Source organism: Labilibaculum euxinicum, assembly GCF_009795715.1.
In the GTDB taxonomy this organism is placed as follows: Bacteria; Bacteroidota; Bacteroidia; order Bacteroidales; family Marinifilaceae; genus Labilibaculum; species Labilibaculum euxinus.
Genome location: NZ_WTCR01000011.1, coordinates 99,412 through 115,682, shown reverse-complemented (window position 1 = coordinate 115,682; position 16,271 = coordinate 99,412). Strand labels below are relative to the sequence as shown.

Here is a 16,271-nt window from a genome sequence, read left to right as displayed (position 1 = left end):
ATCGTTTTCTTTGTAATTGAGAAACGAATTAAAACAAAAAGAATCCCAATGAAGTTGTACAAAACATTATTTTCAACCGTCCTTTTCATCTTGTTTTCATCTGCAATATTTGCGCAGACAACAGAAACTTCTAACGAAGTAAAAACAGAAGTGAAGAAGCAAGAGACAACTAAGCAGGAGGTTACTACTCCAGCTGTTGTGAAACCTGTCGTAAGAAAGCGTGTAAAAGCTTATCTTGATGAAGGAACCATTAAAGAGCAGTTTGATTATATGATGACAAAATCCAATCGGTATGAGGATTATAAAGTTGTTAAAATCAGCTCTTTAGAAAAGTTTCAGTCTAATGTTACAGATTCGTTGAATTTTGTAAAAAAGAACTTGTCGGATACAAAATCTTTGCTTGAAAATCAAAATACAGAAATTGGTTCTCTAAAAAAAGAATTGCAAACAGTAAAAAATCAATTGGAAGAAACTATTAATTCAAAAGATAGTATGAGTCTGTTGGGAATGCAATTGCCAAAATCGACTTACAATACCATTATGTGGATTTTAATTTTTGGATCGCTTGCGATTGCTGGTTTGTGTTTCTTTTTGTTTAAAAGAAGTAATGTTGTAACAATAGAAACCAAAGAAACTTTAGAAGATGTACGTGAGGAATTCGATACTCATCGTAAGAATGCTCTTGTGCGTGAGCAAAAATTGGCAAGGAAACTTCAGGATGAAGTGATAAAGAATAAGAATTTAGGTTTGTAATAATCTAATTTCACAAAAGTAATAGAGGATCGACTGAACAGTCGATCTTTTTTTTATTAGTAAAGACGACATAATCCTAAATGTTTGGAGCTGTTTTTGTGAAAAAACCTTTTGAAAAGAGCAACACACAACAAAAGAAAATCTCAAGATACAGCGCAAATTTGCAATAGAATCCGCAGTAAAATTTATCCTGAGCTCCCAACTCAAAAGCTGACAATTCAAAGGAAAAGTATTGCATATTCAATAAACAATATTGAGCGAAGGAGGATTGTTTTATTTATAATTTTTTCGCTTACTGTAAAGTAATAGACGAAGTTACGGGTGTAATAATTACTTATTGTGAATGTTTTATCATATATTTGTGAGATATATTACATCATTATGTTGCTAAAGTCTAATGCCTCTATTTTTTCGAATTGTGAAACTTGTACAGACAAATCCTGTGCAGTTCAAATGCTTTCTGGTGATGACTTGTCTTTGTTGAGTGATAACTGCCATGAAGTTTCATTTGAAAGGGGAGAAATAATATTGTTGGAAGGTGCTTGGGCCGATCATGTTGTATATCTGCGAAGTGGTCTTGTGAAAGAATATGGAAAAGGTGATCGGCATCAGGAATATATTCTGCAGGTTATTAAGCCTCATTCTTATTTGGGCTTACATTCTATCTTTAGTGACAATATAACTCACTATTCTTACATGGCTTTAAACAATGTAACTGTTTGTTATATCAAGCTTCCTGTTTTTTCAACATTTATTAAAGAAAATGGAAGGTTTGGTTATGAAATATTGTCTTCTGTATGTAATGATAGTGTGAGGAATTATCATCGTTTTATCGATCAGCATCAAAAAAAGATTTTTGGCAAAGTTGCCGATGCTCTTTTGTATTTTTCATGTGTGATTTTTAATTCTCCGAATTTTATTTTGCCACTTAGCCGTAAAGAAATTGCTTGCATGATTGGAACCAGTCGGGAAAGTGTGTCGAAGCAGATTTGCGGTTTTGAATCCGATAAGATCATAAAAGTAAATGGCCGTTGTATTTCAATACTGGATATGGATAAACTAAAGCAAATTAGCCGTGTAGGGTAATTCATTTGTTTTTTAATACCTAAATGTTGGTATTTATCATCTCTTGTTTTTTCCCCATCTTTACTTATTGAAAGAGCCTAACATGATGTTTCTGGCTTTATTCTACCTTTGGAAAGAGATTCTGAATTATTAATTTTGAGTTTTATATGAATTGGCTGAAGAAAAACAGGGGATGGATTTTAGTTTGCATCATTGCGTTTGTTCCTTTGTTGAGCTTGTATGAATTGGCAAATTTTAATTTTGAGAATAACAATTATGATTTTCTCATTTTTGATGATTACGAATTATCTCCCGAACTAGCTGCGGAAATGGATGTTGATGCAATACCGGGTATTAAATATGCGATTCATACTACAGGAAAATGGGGTATTCGTTTTCTGATAGCCATTTTAATGTGTACACCTGTACGTATTCTTTTTGGATGGACAAGCAATTTGCGTACCCGTCAGGCAATTGGTATAACAACAGGAGTTTATGCCCTTTTGCATTTTTCGTTTTTTATTAAGTACGAAGGATTTTCAGCCATTTTTAGTGAAGTAAAACTTGTAGCCGGATTCTTGGCTGGAATTATTGTATTTGCTCTAATGATTACATCCAATAAAAGGTCTATGAAGTTATTGAAAAAGGCTTGGAAAAAACTTCACAAATTGGCTTATGTGGCAGCAGGTTTGGTCGTTTTGCATGTAATACTGCTGGAAGAAGACTGGATTGTTTATGTTTGTTTATTGGGGTTGGGTTTTATAATCAGATATAAACCAATACGTTCGCGTTTGGAAGAATTACGAATGAAAAAAGCTAACGGGCTTTAGGTTTATATTTAAATGTTTAGTCTGTAAAAAGCCTACAGCAATTCCTCTTGCTTTCGTATAAGAATTTTTCTTCTATTGTAGTTGATAATGCCGTTTTGTACTAACTCGTTAAAAATAGATGTAAGCGTTTGTCGTGTTGTGACAGCAAGGTTTGCAATATCTTGATGCGTTAGGTTTAACCGGATTTCACGTTCATCTTCAATTTTAATTCCATGCTCTTCTAATTATGGAAAGCTTTAGTCTTAGGAAAAATTGCTATTTTCATGTCTTCAAACCCCAACTAATTTAATAATGCCCTATGAAATTATTGTTGAAATCGAAGAAACAGTATCTCTTTTTGCTCCTATTTGTTTTTTTATTATCGTGCTCATCTCACAATAAATCCACTAACTCGATTAGTGTTTTTGCGGCAGCAAGCGTTATTGATGTGATGAATGAAATTGCTCAGGAGTTTAAGAAGGAGACAGGAATAAGTGTTCGTCTGAATTTTGCGTCATCGGGTATATTGGCCAGACAAATTGAAAGCGGTGCTGAGTTCGATTACTATGTTTCGGCGAGTAAAGACTGGATGGATTATTTGGATTCGTTGCAATTGGTGGATCGAAATTCGATTCGAAGTCTGGTTGAAAATAGAATGGTGGCTATTGTACCCATCGAGAATACAGATTTGTATCTGGATTCTGTTTCGATAGTTAATTTCCCCGATTTATTCAAAGGTCGAATCTCCATTGGCGATCCGGCTCATGTTCCAGCAGGGAAGTATGCCAGGCAAATCATGATAAATAATTCATGGGAAAATAAATTTGCCAAACGAATATTACCAGCTAAGGATGTTAGAGATGCACTCTTTATGGTTGAGATGGGAGAGGTTGAAATGGGGATGGTATATTTATCAGATGCAAAGAAATCTAAAAAAGTGAGAACAGTTTATGAATTTGCTGTGACAGATTGTGATCCAATACAGTATTGCGGTGCAGGCAAAATAAATTCAGATAAAAAACAGAAGGCATTCGTTGTCTTTTTAAATGAGGATAAAGCCAAATCTATTTGGAAAAAAAATGGTTTTAAAATAGACTAATTATGGAGCATTGGTTCGTATTTTCGGAAACAGAAATGAGTGCAATCGGTCTTTCTTTTAAAGTGGCTTTGTGGTGTGCTGTTTTGGTTTTACCCATTGCTGTTTTGATGGGCTGGTGGTTGGCTCGTAAAACTTTCCGGGGAAAATCTTTAATTGAAGGATTTATAAATTTACCCTTGGTTTTACCGCCTGTTGCTACAGGTTTTATTCTGTTGCTTTTATTAGGAACAAAAGGACTGATTGGTCACTGGTTGAACGAACTCCTCGGAATCAGAATTGCCTTTACTTATTATGCTGCAGTAATTGCTTCAATGATTGTTTCTTTTCCATTGGCTGTGCGTGCCATTCGGCTTTCCATTGAAATGGTTGATCCTGGATTTGAAGAAGCCGCGAAAACTTTGGGAGCCAGTACTTTTCAAAGTTTTGTTAGAGTGACTTTACCATTGGCATTGCCAGGTATTATCAGTGGTTTTGTGCTCTCATTTGCAAGATCATTGGGCGAATTTGGCGCCACCATTATATTTGCAGGAAATATTTCCGGTGAAACTCAAACCATTCCATTGGCTTTGTTCAACCAGATTCAAATGCCTGGTATGGAAAGTTCGGCATTTAGATTGCTTTTGGTTGCAGTGCTTTTTTCCTTTTTGGCTATGGCTTTTTCTGAATATTTAGTGAAAAAATTACACAAGCGAAACTAAGTTTGAGAATCCGGTTGTGAGAATTAGTTCTAATTTAATAATCAATTGTTTATGCACGCTTTGTCGGCACATTTAAAACGTAGTAAGGGCGATTTTTCTCTGGATATTGAAGTGGATTTTATTCAAGGAATTACAGGGATTTTTGGGCCGTCGGGGGCAGGAAAAACAACTTTAATGCACTTATTGGTTGGTTTAGAGAAGCCCGATGAAGGTTTTCTGAAAATTGAAGAAACTACTATGGTAGATACTTTTAAAAACATTTATGAACCGGCCCGAAATCGTAAAGTTGGATATGTGTTTCAGGAAGGAAGATTGTTTCCGCACATGAATGTTCGGAAAAATTTACTTTTTGCAGCAAAGTACATCCCGAAAGGGAAACAAGTAATAGAATTTGAGGAATTGGTTAATTTGCTGGAACTAAACAATTTACTTGAAAAAAGACCCAAACAATTATCAGGAGGAGAGAAGCAACGGGTAGCCATAGGGCGTGCTTTACTTAGTTCTCCCAAGCTTTTGCTGATGGATGAACCTTTTTCATCGCTGGATGTGAAGCTGCGCCGGCAGATTATTCCTTACCTGATTAAGATCAATCGAAAATTTAACATCCCCATGCTTGTAGTAAGTCATGATTTGCCTGATTTACTAAGTTTGACGCGGGAGTTATTCTTGCTCAAAAACGGACGCGTTCTTGGACAAGGAAACTATCTTGATTTGATTGAGCAGGAGAATATGCTTGATGTAATGCGGGGTGCCGGTTTAATGAATGTAATCCAATTTAAGGTTGAAGCTCACGATAAGAAAAACGGATTAACTATTTTATCGAACAAAGATGCCAGTGAAGAAATAAGCATTGAGAGGGAAATGGTTTTGGATTGTTGTCAGATTGGTGATGAAATGAACGTTTCGCTTCGTCCTGAGGATATTGCTTTAACATTGGAGAAAATCCCTAATATTTCAATTCGAAATCAATTGCCAGGAACGATCCTAAAAGTGATTCAAAAAGAGAATCGCAACTATTGTCTTGTTGATGTTGGCTTTAAATTATTGATTTCGATAACTCACGCTTCCCTTTTAAAAATGGAACTTTCCGAAGGGAAAAATGTTTGGTGTTTGTTTAAATCGATGGCCTTGCAAACAAATACCTAAATTAATTAGGTATTAGAAATTAAGAATTGAAAAATTTAATTTAGACTCATTACTCACTGGTATTTTTTGCAAAGCGGACGCAGCATTCCCTCTAATCCGTTTAGTTTTATTTCGTACATGGATGCAAGCATTTCTCCTAATTTTCCGGGAGGAAAACCTTTTTGCCTGTACCAAACCAAATAAGGCTCAGGAATATCAATCAGATATCTTCCTTTGTATTTTCCATAGGGCATTCTCATTCGAATTAATTTGATTAACTCTTCGTTCATTAAATCCCCATCTATATTGTCCATATCTTTTTGTAGATTGTTTTGCACAAAGATATTTTAGAATTTATTATAATAAGAAAATTATGCAGCAAATTTACTATTGACATTCTGTTTATTTTTTCCATAACTTTACTAATCATTTACTAATGATTTTTAAACGGATAGAGATGAATGCAATAGAAAAACAATATATAGATCTGAATATTTTGTTGAAATGGCAGGAAAAAATTGATCTGCTGGAGGATTTGTTGAAGGTGTCAGCAATTCTGATTATGAAACTGCATCCTCACGAGCTGGAAGTATTAGTTAGTTCTCAAAACGAGAACAACCCATACTTGATAGGAGATAGAGGAGAGTTAAGTATTGGTTCTTACTGCGATTCGGTTGTAGCCGGCAAAACTAAAGTTCACATTAAGGATGCTGCTGAAGATGATTTATGGAAAGATAAAATGACGTATAACAGTGGAATGTCCTGCTATCTTGGAATGCCAATTTGTTATCCGAATGAGGAATTATTCGGAACGCTCTGTGTGTTGAATAAGGAATGCAGAGAATTTGATGATTTGGATCATAAATTGGTCGATCATTTCAAGGAAAGTATCGAATCGGATTTGGTTATTGATGAGCAGAATAATATCATTCGGAATTCTTCAATTTCTTAACCGGAACTATTCGGCAAAACCACCACCTATCAATTTATCGCCAATATAGAATGCTACGGGTTGTCCGGGTGCAATGGCCCATGCCGGATCTTCCAGTTTCACTTCCAGTTCTGTATCGTTGTTAATTTGAAGACTGCTGTATTTTTGTGGATTTCGGCCCAAGCCCCGCACAATGGTGCTGATGTTCGGTAATTTACTATCCTCAATATCATTAAAATAATAATTGGAAATTTTTAAGTTCATTCGATTCAAATCATCTTTCTTTTCCAGAATAAGCGTATTGGTACCGGCATCAATCCGGCTTACCATCAAACCTGATTTTTCTTTCAGTTCCAGCCCTCGTTTCTGACCGATTGTGTAGTATGGATATCCATCGTGCCAACCCAAATGATTGCCTTTTGTGTCGGTTACTTTTCCACGGCCTATTTTTTGATCCAAATCAGGAATCATTTCCTGTAAAAAATCGCGGTAATCCATACGATCCATAAAACAGATGCCCATGCTTTCTTTCTTTTTTGCCACTTCTTCGAAACCAAAATTCCCGGCTATTTCCCGAACCTCAGTTTTGGTATATTTTCCAAGCGGAGTAAGAGTTCTCGACAAAATATCCTGTCCTAAATTCCATAGGAAATACGATTGGTCTTTTGCCGGATCTTTGCCTTTGCAGATATAGTAACCGTTGGGTTCTTTGCAAATCTGAATGTAATGACCGGTAGCAATAAATTCGCAGTTTAATTCATTGGCTTTTTCCAAAAGCAATTTCCATTTTAACTGGGGATTGCACTGAATACAAGGACTGGGGGTTCGGCCTGCCATATATTCATCCAAAAAGAATTGAATAATGGTATCACGAAATTCTCTGCGTGCATCAATCACATGATGTTCGAGACCTAATTGCTGTGCCAGCTTTTGAGCATCAACAATAAAATCGGGCAGTGGATCACCAGGATTAAAGGAATTATCGGTACTAAAAAACCAAAGAGAAACACCAATAACATGGTAACCTTGTTCCTTTAGAATCATGGCTGTTACCGACGAATCGGTTCCTCCGCTCATTCCCAACACTACTCCGGCTTTTTTGTCCATCTCCTCGTTCATATAATTCTCCATTTTGTAATCCGATGCAAAAATATCTCTTTAAAAGCTGATAACAAAATAAGTCTTGTCGGGCGAATCATAATGATTATCGAAAAAATAAGAGGATTTTGTGGCTTTTTCCTATTTTTGGGCTTAATAAAATAAGTATTAACAACAAATCGCATAAAATGAACATTAAAAGATTGTCAGGTGGAATTCTGAGCGCAGGTTTGGCTCTTTCCATTATGGTAGGATGTGCAGAAAAGGCACCAAAAGGTACAGGAGTACTTAAAAAAGAAGACATGAACCTTGCAGTAAATCCAGGTGATGACTTTTTTGAATATGCCAATGGAACCTGGATGAAAAATACTCCAATTCCTGAAGATAGAAGTCGATACGGTGCTTTCGATATTTTAGGGGAAAGTGCCAATGGTGCTGTACATGATTTGTTGGAAGAAGCAGCAAAAACAGAAAATGCCGAAGCGGGAAGCAATCTGAAAAAGATTCAGGATTTCTACGCAACAGGTATGGATGTTGAAAAAATTAATTCTGTTGGAATCAAACCATTGCTGCCCGAATTTGAAAGAATTGCGGCTGTTTCCAATCCTGTTGATTTGCGTCATGCATTGGTTCATCTGCATAAAATGGGCATAAGTACTTTGTTTGGTGCCGGTGTTGAGCAGGACATGAAAAACACAACTGTTAATCGGATGTATTTGTCTGAAGATGGTATTTCCTTACCGGATCGTGATTATTACACAGCAGATAACGAAACGAGCGCGAACATTCGTGTTGAGTTTGTGAAGCACGTTGCTAAGATGCTTGAATTGATTGGTGAAAATGCGGATACAGCAAAAGCAAATGCGGAAACAATTATGAAATTTGAGACCCGCATGGCGACCAAATTCAATACTAATCTGGAAAACAGAAATTATCCAGCCATGTACAACCCTAAAACAGTTGAAGAATTGGCTGCAGAATATCCAAATTTCGACTGGGCTGCCTATTTCAAAGAAATTGGTGCTGATATTAAAGAGTATGTAATTGTTACTCACCCAAAATACACAGCAGAGTTAAATAAGATGTTGGCAGATGAAAAACTGGAAGACATTAAATTGTACTTGAAATGGAGAGTTCTTGATGAATCGGCCGGTTATTTAAATACTGAGCTTGAGAAGCAAAACTTTGCCTTTTTTGGAACAGTTCTTTCGGGAACAAAAGAGCAGCTGCCACGATGGAGACGTATGTCATCAGCAACAGGTGCAGTATTGGGCGAAGCTATTGGTCAATTGTATGTTGAGAAATATTTTCCTGCCGAGGCAAAAGAGAGAATGATTAAATTGGTTGACAATCTGAAAACTGTTTTGCGTGGAAGAATTGAGAAGTTGGATTGGATGAGTGAAGACACCAAAAAAGAGGCATTGGCAAAATTGGATGCTTTTGGTGTGAAAATTGGTTATCCTGATAAATGGGAAGATTATTCGAAACTGGAAGTAAGTACCGATTCGTATGTGCAGAACATGTGGAGAGCTTCCGAATTTGAGTACGAGAAAAATATTAAAAAATTAGGCGAGCCTGTTGATACCAAGAAATGGGGCATGACTCCGCAAACTGTAAATGCCTACTATCATCCGATGTTGAACGAAGTAGTATTTCCGGCTGCAATACTTCAACCTCCTTTCTTTTATAAGGATGGCGACGATGCTGTAAACTACGGAGCAATTGGTGTGGTAATTGGTCACGAAATGACTCACGGTTTTGATGATTCGGGTCGCCGTTTCGATAAGGAAGGAAACATGAGAGACTGGTGGACAGAAGAAGACACAGATAAATTCAATGCAAAAGCACAGAAATTAGTCGACCAGTTTGATGGGTTTAAGCCATTTGATGATGTTCATGTTGACGGTAAATTAACATTGGGTGAAAACATTGCCGATTATGGAGGATTAACAATTGCATTGGAAGCCTACAAAATGTCGTTGAATGGAAAAACACCTGCAGATGTGGATGGTTTTAATAACATGCAGCGCTTCTTCCTTTCTTATTCAAAGGTGTGGAGAGGAAATGTAAGAGATACTTATCTAAGAAAATTGATTAAAGAAGATGTTCACTCACCAGGAAAATATCGTGTGAATGGTGGATTATTCAATATTCCAGAATTCTACACTACTTTTAATATTGGTCCTGAAGCTCCTTTGTACCGTACCGAAGAGCAAAGAGCTAAAATTTGGTAAGGTTGGAAATTAGTACAAAGTAAATAGTAATCATACTGATTTACTTGATGTATAAAAATACAAACCGTCTCGGGAAACTGAGGCGGTTTTTTTTGTTTGAATTCAATTCGACGGGAGAGTCTAATCTGCAAGTCCTGTGTAATATGAAAACTTTCAATAATAAACTGTTAAACTACACTTCGAATGGTTGAAAGCATTGATGGACATGTATATATTACATTTATCGTGTTGTTTGGCTTCTGATTATTTAAATGAGCATTATTCCCTTTGCAGGATCAGTTTTGAAAATGGCTGTTTTACTTTATATAAATGGGCATCTGCTTGCGTGGATGCCCATTTTAGCAAAATACAAAGCCCTCTCACTTTCGTGGATGCCGGTTTTAGCGGCAAACAATGTTCTCGGAGTTTCAGGAATGTTGATTGAAGCAAAACACAAACCCTTCGGAGTTTTAAAAATGCCGGTTTTAGTGATGCACAATGCTCATGTTTTTTCGTGGATGCCCATTTTAGAGCCACACAAGTCTTTCGGAGTTTCAAGAATGCCGGTTTTAGTCACACACAATGCTCATATTTTTTCGTGGATGCCCATTTTAGAGCCACACAAGTCTTTCGGAGTTTCAAGAATGCCGGATTTAGTGACGCACAATACTCATATTTTTTCGTGGATGCCCATTTTTGTAACACACACATGCCTCGGAGTTTCGAAAATGCCACCCTCGTGTACTCTGTAAGTCCTGTGTAATATGAAAACTTATCAATAATAAGCTGTTAAATAATTTTTCGAGTGCTGATATCAACAAGGAAAAAGAGACTGTTCACGAAACTGTGTTTAAAGGCCTTAATCAATCATTAAGTACGGTATCGTCTTTTTGTTATTTAATTCAGTTTCTCAGCTTCGTAAATATTCAGTTCGTTTTTTGCTTCAAGAAAACCTTTCACTTCAGCGATGTATTTAGTCATGTGCTCAGCATTTAAATGCTTGTCGAGAGCTGGTTTAGATTCCCATCGCTCGAATAGAAAAAGTTCCGAATCAGAAGTCAGCTTTTGGTGAAGTTCGTACTCCAAACATCCGTCTTCTTGTCTCACCAGCTCAGCCACATTATTGAATGCATTAATGAAATCCTGCTTACAGCCGGCCTTAGGTCTTATTTTTACATTTACGATGATCATGATATTTCTATTAAATAACGTTGGTTTTTAGTCTTACTTTATTTTTTATTCGTAGTAAAGTTAAATTATTGTTTTTATAATCTGAATTTTTAGACTTGAAGCTTTTGTTCTTCTGTTTGTTATTCAATTTCAAACCCGTTAAAAGTCTCAAATTTCCAGATTTCAATTACGTTCTTAATAGGCAATTCGTAAGGCTTGTAGTTTCGGTTCGAGGATACCAAAAGGAGTGTTTGGTTTTTCTCCAACTGTTTGTAAACTACTTTAAAAACAATCCCATCTTCAAGTGTTACTATAATACAGGGAGTACCATCTTTAATTTGCTCCCAGTTTTGAATAAAGGAAGCAGTTACCCATGCACCTTCGGGAATTGGCAGCATCGAATCTCCTGCAATTTGAAACGTTCGGTAGGTTTTGTCTTTAGGAAGAAAGGGCAATAAGAATTTTGGCAGTGAGCCGATAAACTCCAAATCGCCGTAGCTGTTTGTATAGCCTGCCTGTGCTTTTAGCGGAACCATTTCAATGTTCTCTTCTCCATCTTTGTTTACGGATATGGTGAGCAGGCGTAATTTTTTTCCGGTAACATCAATATCGAATCCATCTTCTATCTGCGAAAGCTGAAATTCCGACAGCTCTGCTAAATTGTAGCGCAGCAATGCATCTATTGATACACCAAAGTATTCAGCGAATTTAATCAATACCTTAAACGGTGGCTGAACATTTTTTTCATATCCTGCCAAAGTAGTTCTTGTAATGTCCAGTTGTTCAGCTAAACTAAGTTGAGATTTCTTTCTCCGCTGACGCAGGAACTTAATATTTTCTGCAAAAAACATAGCTTCTTTTTTTCAAAGATAGCAATTAATGACTAAATTATAGTCAGAATAATGACGAAAATATCGACAATTAGTGAGAAAGACAATATTGCATATGGATTTGGATACTTTTTTTGTGTCCTGTGAACGGCTTTTAGACAACAGGTTGAATAATCGTCCGGTACTGATTGGAGGAACATCAGACAGAGGTGTTGTGGCTGCCTGTAGCTACGAAGCGCGTGTGTATGGCATTCATTCTGCCATGCCTATGAAAATGGCCAGGCTATTATGTCCGGGTGCTGTTGTGATAAGAGGAGATAGCGGGACTTACAGTAAGTTTTCCGACATGGTGACTGAAATTGTAAAGGAACGTGCACCTGTTTTCGAAAAATCATCGATTGATGAGTTTTACGTGGACATTACCGGAATGGATCGTTTTGTGCAGACCAGTTATTTGTGGTCGAGGGAATTACGGGAGAAGATTTTAAAAGAGACAAATTTACCCATTTCTTTTGGCCTTTCTACGAGCAAAACGGTTTCGAAGGTGGGAACAGGAGAGGCCAAACCCAATAATCACATCGAAATTCCGGAAGGAAACGAAATGCCTTTTTTGGCGCCTCTTTCCATAAAGAAAATACCCATGGTGGGCGATAAAACCTATCACAAGTTACGAAGTATGGGGGTAGAAAAAATACGAACCGTACAGGAAATGCCCATGGAATTGATGGAACGGGTATTGGGTAAAAACGGCACGGTAATCTGGAAAAAGGCACAAGGAATTGACAATACTCCTGTAGTGGCCTGGAACGAGAGAAAATCCATATCCAGCGAGCGGACTTTCGAGAAAGATACCACTGATGTGACCAAGTTACGCAGTTTGTTGGTGGCTATGGCCGAAAATCTGTGTTATCAACTGCGAAATGGAAACAAACTAACTGCTTGTGTGACGGTTAAGATCCGATATTCCGATTTTCAGACGTATACAAAACAGAAGCGAATTCCCTACACATCTTTAGATCATACACTCATCGCTGTAGTACTTGATTTGTTTGAGAAGATGTATGAGCGCAGAGTATTGATTCGTTTGATTGGTGTTTGTTTTAGCTATTTGGTGGGCGGAACGTATCAAATTCGTTTGTTCGAGGATTCGGAGAAGCTGATTAAATTGTATCAGGCCATGGACCTTGTGCGCAACCGTTACGGACAAAGTGCCGTGAAGCGCGCCATTGGAATGGGCTCAACAACAATTGGAGGGATGAACCCTTTCAATGGTAAGACACCAATTATTCCGGCACACTAAAGACGATGAATGAGAATTATGAATTAGTAATGATGAATTAAGAATTAACAGGGTGAAAGAAGATATTCTCATTATCCCTGGGCTAAAGCCACAGGGCAATGCATTATATTATTGTTGTTTCAAGACTTTTATATCATTCGACTGTTTGACTGTTCGACCTTTCCAGACTTCTTAAACCCTTCCAGACTTTTTAGACTTTACAACCATGCTTTTAAATTGCCATAGCTACTACAGTTTTAAATACGGAACACTTTCTGTTGAAGATCTTTTAAAAGAGGTTACTGCAGGAGGATTTACGACTATTGCCTTAACGGATATCAATAATACCGCAGCAAGTCTTGATTTTGTAAGGCAATGTGCGGCGTTTGGTATTCGCCCTGTGGTGGGAATCGATTTTCGGAATGGAACTCAGCAACAGTATGTTGCAATTGCTAAAAATACAGATGGATTTCGTGAACTGAATGCGTTCTTAACCCTTCATTTGCACGAAAAGAGAGCGTTTTTACCGAATGCACCCAGCTTTAAACATGCCTGTGTCGTTTATCCTTTTACGTCAGAGCTTTGTGATTTAAAAGAATATGAATATGTAGGTGTGAGCCCTCAGGATTTACTTCGTTTGCCGTTTACTGAGTGGAAAAACCATCAGCATAAGTTGGTGGTTTTGCAAACAGCGAGCTTTCGAAACAAACGCGATTACAACATTCACCGTTTGTTGCGGGCCATCGATAAGAATACTTTGTTAAGCAAACTGCCCAAGTCTGAACAAGCTGATTTTGAGGATCGATACCGAAGTAGAAGTGAACTTTTAGAGATTTACAGGGAATATCCAAAAATTATTGAAAATACTGAAAATCTATTGAATTCCTGCAATATGGAGTTTGAGTTTGGAAGCAACAAAAACAAAAAGCACTTTACCTCTTCGGAGGAGGAAGATTTTGAACTGTTGAAGCGCGAGGCCTGCGAAGGATTAAAATATCGTTACGATCAGATAACCGATGAGATTTTGGATCGCCTGAACAAGGAATTGAAGGTAATTCGGGAGTTGAGCTTTTGTTCCTATTTTCTGATTAATTGGGATCTGGTAAAATATGCTATGAGTAAAGGATATTACCATGTAGGGCGGGGAAGCGGTGCCAATAGTCTGGTTGCTTACCTTCTGAGAATCACTAATGTTGACCCGGTTGACTTAGATCTTTACTTTGAGCGTTTTATTAATCCCTTCCGAACATCGCCACCCGATTTTGATATCGACTTTTCCTGGACCGATCGTGATGATGTGACTCACTATTTGTTTGATAAATATGGTTGGGACAGAGTTGCTTTGCTTGGTACTTTTATCACTTTCAATCATAAATCAGCCTTTCGTGAAATTGGTAAGGTATTTGGTTTGCCCGATGAAGAGATTACCCGCCTGCAAAAAAATCCCAATCCCGATCAGGCTGATGAATATGGAAAATGGGTAATTCGTTACAGCCAGTATATTGCAGGTTTTCCGAGTCATGGAAGCATCCACTCCAGTGGGATTTTAATTGCAGATGAACCAATAAACAACTATTCAGCAACCGAACTTTTGCCAAAAGGTTTCCCGTCCACTCAATTCGACATGTACATTGCTGAAGACTTGGGCTTGCACAAGTTCGATATTCTGAGTCAGCGGGGATTGGGTAAAATTAAAGACACTCTTGCCATTATCAAGCAAAATCATGGCATTGATATCGACATTCACAATACCAAATTGTTTATGGAAGATGTGCGGATAAAGCGCATGTTAAAAAGAGGTGAAGCTATCGGCTGTTTTTATGTGGAATCGCCGGCCATGCGTATGCTTTTAACCAAATTAAAGGCCGAAGATTACAAGCGGTTGGTTGCTGCAAGTTCCATTATCAGACCGGGAGTGGCTAAGAGTGGAATGATGCGCGAGTACATTCTCCGCTTTCAGGATGAAAACAGAAGGGAAGAGGCCAGACGTGAAATTCCCGACCTATACCGCATATTGGAGGAAACTTATGGTGTGATGGTGTATCAGGAAGATGTGATTAAAGTAGCGCATTATTTTGCCGGTTTATCGCTCGACGAAGCAGATGTTTTGCGCAGAGGAATGTCCTGGAAGTTTAAGCAAAGAAATGAATTTGCGAAAGTTCGGGATAAGTTTTTTTCCAATTGCAGGCAAAAAGGCTATGCAGATGCAATTGTTCAGGATATTTGGCGGCAGATTGAAAGCTTTGCCAATTACGCCTTTGCAAAAGGACATTCGGCCAGTTATGCGGTGGAGAGTTTTCAGGCGCTGTATTTAAAAGCATATTATCCATTAGAATATATGGTGGCAACGCTGAACAATGGCGGTGGTTTTTATTCTGCACAACTCTACTTGCATGAAGCGGTAATGCATGGAGCCACGGTTGAAGCACCTTGTGTAAATCGAAGTTCTTGGGAGAATCGAATTCAGGGAAGAACAATATGGTTGGGTTTCTATCTTTTGCATGATTTGGAAAGAACAATCGGAAAAAATCTGATTAATGAGCGGAATGAGAATGGCATATTTACAAGCTTGCGCGATTTTGTGAATCGATTTCCTGTTAGTTTGGAGCAATTAATTGTTTTGATACGGGTGGGAGCCTTCCGTTTTACCGGAAAAGGCAAAAAAGAATTGCTTTGGGATGCTCATTTTCTATTGGGGCATAGTAAAAAGATCAAGTCCGAAAAAACCTTGTTCCAGACTGAGGTGAAAGAGTTCAAGCTTCCGGATCTATGGAAACATCAATTGGAAGATGCCTTTGATGAAATTGAATTGCTGGGTTTATCCATACAGTCGCCTTTCGAATTGCTGAAAGATGAGCTTCCTTCCGATTTAAAAGCATGTCATTTACCTCAGCTTATTAATCGGTATGTTCGCATTGTTGGCTTTTTGATTACTCGAAAACCAACCAAGGCCAGCAATGGAAAAATCATGTTTTTTGGAACCTGGATCGATTTGGATGGACATTGGATCGATACTGTTCATTTTCCACCTGTTGCCAAAGAGTATCCATTTCGCGGGCCCGGTTGCTATTGCATAGAAGGAAAAGTAACTGTGGAATATGGATTTTTAAGCATTGAAGTGAGCAAAATGGAACGGATGCCAAATTTGAGTTTAGACGATGTGACAAAGTAATTATGAGTTATTAATTAGTAATTAAAAAG

General features: G+C 37.6%; 16 protein-coding genes. 11 read left to right on the top strand and 5 right to left on the bottom strand.

The window, feature by feature from the left end:
• Window positions 1–48: 48 nt before the first annotated feature.
• From GQR60_RS14870 to GQR60_RS14860, 3 genes are all read left to right on the top strand, one after another.
• Complete coding sequence (locus GQR60_RS14870; protein WP_124993681.1) at window positions 49–753, top strand: hypothetical protein; 705 nt, start codon at window positions 49–51, stop codon at window positions 751–753.
• A 381-nt stretch (window positions 754–1,134) separates the two neighbouring features.
• Window positions 1,135–1,839 carry a Crp/Fnr family transcriptional regulator gene (locus tag GQR60_RS14865; RefSeq protein ID WP_124993680.1) on the top strand — a complete coding sequence of 235 codons (705 nt, stop codon included), beginning with the start codon at window positions 1,135–1,137 and terminating at the stop codon, window positions 1,837–1,839.
• Between the two features lie 146 nt (window positions 1,840–1,985).
• The gene (locus GQR60_RS14860; protein WP_124993679.1) at window positions 1,986–2,648 is read left to right on the top strand and encodes a ferric reductase-like transmembrane domain-containing protein; all 663 of its coding nucleotides are present in this window, start codon (window positions 1,986–1,988) and stop codon (window positions 2,646–2,648) included.
• A 32-nt stretch (window positions 2,649–2,680) separates the two neighbouring features.
• On the opposite strand, the gene GQR60_RS20430 is transcribed toward GQR60_RS14860, so the two are convergent.
• A complete protein-coding gene (locus GQR60_RS20430) occupies window positions 2,681–2,833 on the bottom strand; it encodes a helix-turn-helix domain-containing protein (RefSeq protein WP_394367643.1) in 153 nt (50 codons plus the stop codon).
• A 113-nt stretch (window positions 2,834–2,946) separates the two neighbouring features.
• On the opposite strand from GQR60_RS20430, the gene modA reads away from it, so the two are divergent.
• Genes modA through modC form a run of 3 tightly spaced genes read left to right on the top strand, consistent with a single transcriptional unit; the run spans window position 2,947 to window position 5,570 of the window.
• A complete protein-coding gene (modA, locus tag GQR60_RS14850; protein WP_124993678.1) occupies window positions 2,947–3,726 on the top strand; it encodes a molybdate ABC transporter substrate-binding protein in 780 nt (259 codons plus the stop codon).
• Between the two features lie 2 nt (window positions 3,727–3,728).
• Entirely contained in the window at window positions 3,729–4,424 is a 696-nt protein-coding gene (modB, locus tag GQR60_RS14845) for a molybdate ABC transporter permease subunit (protein ID WP_101308546.1), read from the top strand.
• Window positions 4,425–4,475: 51 nt separating this feature from the next.
• Window positions 4,476–5,570, top strand: a complete 1,095-nt coding sequence (modC, locus tag GQR60_RS14840; protein WP_124993677.1) for a molybdenum ABC transporter ATP-binding protein — start codon at window positions 4,476–4,478, stop codon at window positions 5,568–5,570.
• 53 nt (window positions 5,571–5,623) lie between these two features.
• Here modC and GQR60_RS14835 read toward each other — a convergent pair whose 3' ends face one another.
• Window positions 5,624–5,887, bottom strand: coding sequence for a DUF3820 family protein (locus GQR60_RS14835; protein WP_289531015.1), 264 nt, complete (start codon window positions 5,885–5,887; stop codon window positions 5,624–5,626).
• Window positions 5,888–6,006: 119 nt separating this feature from the next.
• Between GQR60_RS14835 and GQR60_RS14830 the strand changes: the two genes are divergently transcribed.
• Window positions 6,007–6,501, top strand: a complete 495-nt coding sequence (locus GQR60_RS14830) for a GAF domain-containing protein (RefSeq protein WP_160463495.1) — start codon at window positions 6,007–6,009, stop codon at window positions 6,499–6,501.
• A 6-nt stretch (window positions 6,502–6,507) separates the two neighbouring features.
• Here the strand turns inward: GQR60_RS14830 and mnmA are convergent, their stop codons facing one another.
• Entirely contained in the window at window positions 6,508–7,599 is a 1,092-nt protein-coding gene (gene mnmA, locus GQR60_RS14825; protein ID WP_160463494.1) for a tRNA 2-thiouridine(34) synthase MnmA, read from the bottom strand.
• A 167-nt stretch (window positions 7,600–7,766) separates the two neighbouring features.
• Between mnmA and GQR60_RS14820 the strand changes: the two genes are divergently transcribed.
• Both GQR60_RS14820 and GQR60_RS14815 read left to right on the top strand, forming a co-directional pair.
• Window positions 7,767–9,812, top strand: coding sequence for a M13 family metallopeptidase (locus GQR60_RS14820; protein ID WP_124993674.1), 2,046 nt, complete (start codon window positions 7,767–7,769; stop codon window positions 9,810–9,812).
• A 287-nt stretch (window positions 9,813–10,099) separates the two neighbouring features.
• Window positions 10,100–10,543: a hypothetical protein gene (locus GQR60_RS14815; RefSeq protein ID WP_124993673.1), complete on the top strand. Its 444-nt coding sequence runs from the start codon at window positions 10,100–10,102 to the stop codon at window positions 10,541–10,543.
• Between the two features lie 145 nt (window positions 10,544–10,688).
• Here the strand turns inward: GQR60_RS14815 and GQR60_RS14810 are convergent, their stop codons facing one another.
• Complete coding sequence (locus GQR60_RS14810) at window positions 10,689–10,982, bottom strand: putative quinol monooxygenase (RefSeq protein WP_124993672.1); 294 nt, start codon at window positions 10,980–10,982, stop codon at window positions 10,689–10,691.
• Between the two features lie 119 nt (window positions 10,983–11,101).
• Window positions 11,102–11,812: an XRE family transcriptional regulator gene (locus GQR60_RS14805; RefSeq protein ID WP_124993671.1), complete on the bottom strand. Its 711-nt coding sequence runs from the start codon at window positions 11,810–11,812 to the stop codon at window positions 11,102–11,104.
• Window positions 11,813–11,885: 73 nt separating this feature from the next.
• Between GQR60_RS14805 and dinB the strand changes: the two genes are divergently transcribed.
• Window positions 11,886–13,091, top strand: a complete 1,206-nt coding sequence (dinB, locus tag GQR60_RS14800) for a DNA polymerase IV (RefSeq protein ID WP_124993670.1) — start codon at window positions 11,886–11,888, stop codon at window positions 13,089–13,091.
• 205 nt (window positions 13,092–13,296) lie between these two features.
• Window positions 13,297–16,242 (top strand): DNA polymerase III subunit alpha, encoded by a 2,946-nt coding sequence (locus GQR60_RS14795; protein ID WP_124993669.1) that lies wholly within the window; start codon window positions 13,297–13,299, stop codon window positions 16,240–16,242.
• The last annotated feature ends 29 nt before the right edge of the window (window positions 16,243–16,271 follow it).

Coding starts and splice junctions, on each gene's coding strand:
- GQR60_RS14870 (WP_124993681.1), top strand. CDS start 49: ATGAAGTTGTACAAAACATTATTTTCAACCGTCCTTTTCATCTTGTTT.
- mnmA (WP_160463494.1), bottom strand. CDS start 7,599: ATGAACGAGGAGATGGACAAAAAAGCCGGAGTAGTGTTGGGAATGAGC.
- GQR60_RS14795 (WP_124993669.1), top strand. CDS start 13,297: ATGCTTTTAAATTGCCATAGCTACTACAGTTTTAAATACGGAACACTT.
- modC (WP_124993677.1), top strand. CDS start 4,476: ATGCACGCTTTGTCGGCACATTTAAAACGTAGTAAGGGCGATTTTTCT.
- GQR60_RS14830 (WP_160463495.1), top strand. CDS start 6,007: ATGAATGCAATAGAAAAACAATATATAGATCTGAATATTTTGTTGAAA.
- GQR60_RS14860 (WP_124993679.1), top strand. CDS start 1,986: ATGAATTGGCTGAAGAAAAACAGGGGATGGATTTTAGTTTGCATCATT.
- GQR60_RS14805 (WP_124993671.1), bottom strand. CDS start 11,812: ATGTTTTTTGCAGAAAATATTAAGTTCCTGCGTCAGCGGAGAAAGAAA.
- GQR60_RS14820 (WP_124993674.1), top strand. CDS start 7,767: ATGAACATTAAAAGATTGTCAGGTGGAATTCTGAGCGCAGGTTTGGCT.
- GQR60_RS14815 (WP_124993673.1), top strand. CDS start 10,100: ATGGCTGTTTTACTTTATATAAATGGGCATCTGCTTGCGTGGATGCCC.
- GQR60_RS14865 (WP_124993680.1), top strand. CDS start 1,135: ATGTTGCTAAAGTCTAATGCCTCTATTTTTTCGAATTGTGAAACTTGT.
- GQR60_RS14810 (WP_124993672.1), bottom strand. CDS start 10,982: ATGATCATCGTAAATGTAAAAATAAGACCTAAGGCCGGCTGTAAGCAG.
- modA (WP_124993678.1), top strand. CDS start 2,947: ATGAAATTATTGTTGAAATCGAAGAAACAGTATCTCTTTTTGCTCCTA.
- modB (WP_101308546.1), top strand. CDS start 3,729: ATGGAGCATTGGTTCGTATTTTCGGAAACAGAAATGAGTGCAATCGGT.